Source organism: Bartonella sp. AA81SXKL (assembly GCF_042196945.1).
In the GTDB taxonomy this organism is placed as follows: domain Bacteria; phylum Pseudomonadota; class Alphaproteobacteria; order Rhizobiales; family Rhizobiaceae; genus Bartonella.
The window spans coordinates 1-795 of record NZ_JBHIRH010000179.1 but is presented as its reverse complement, the minus strand read 5'-3'; the positions used below and the strand labels follow the sequence as shown (position 1 = coordinate 795).

The following is a 795-nucleotide window of genomic DNA, read 5'->3' as shown; positions in this document are numbered from 1 at the left end:
TGCTCTTGGATGTGGAACGCGCTCCAAATATCGCGAAAAAGATCTCAGATATGAACGTATTATCATTATGACAGATGCAGATGTTGATGGCGCTCATATTGCCTCACTGCTCATCACCTTCTTCTTTCAAGAGATGCCCGATCTTATTCGTCAGGGACATTTATACCTTGCTGTTCCTCCCCTTTACAGAATATCGCAAGGAGGGAAAGTCGCTTACGCACGTGATGACACTCATAAAGATGAATTATTAAAAACTGAATTCACTGGAAAAGCTAAAATTGAAATTGGACGTTTCAAAGGACTTGGTGAAATGCGTGCTGAACAGCTTAAAGAAACCACCATGCATCCTCAAAAACGTACACTGCTACGCGTCTCTATTAATGCAGAAGAAGTGCAAGAAACCAAAAACACTGTAGAAAGCTTAATGGGAACAAAACCAGAAGCACGGTTTCGATTCATACAGGAAAACTCTACTTTTGCTTCAAATCTAGATATCTGATAATTTCAGAAAATATTCTTCTCATATCACTGCAGCTGCATCAATAACGCGAAGTTGTGGACTGATATTTCCATTCCAATAATTTAAGCTAATATTACCGGCCACATGGATCATTTCACCAACATTTCCAGAAAGAAAATAACCAAGCGATGTCCCTACAGCACGGAAAGCTATTCCTTGCAGCTTTTTTCCTTCCATATTAGACATAATAAAGCGGAGATGCCCTTTACCAACCTCACACAGATTCATTAATCGGTGAGAAGGCAGAACAAAAACAGGTGTCGTATTCCCCGAAC

The 795-nt window shown here is 40.1% G+C and carries 1 protein-coding gene and 1 pseudogene; one reads left to right on the top strand and one right to left on the bottom strand.

What is annotated here, in order from left to right; translation table 11 throughout:
* Window positions 1-499, top strand: a 499-nt coding sequence (locus ACFINZ_RS10435) for a toprim domain-containing protein (RefSeq protein WP_375701476.1), incomplete at its 5' end; no start/stop codon positions are given.
* A gap of 21 nt (window positions 500-520) precedes the next feature.
* On the opposite strand, the pseudogene ACFINZ_RS10430 reads toward ACFINZ_RS10435, so the two are convergent.
* A pseudogene (locus ACFINZ_RS10430) lies at window positions 521-795 on the bottom strand (single-stranded-DNA-specific exonuclease RecJ); the annotation flags it as partial.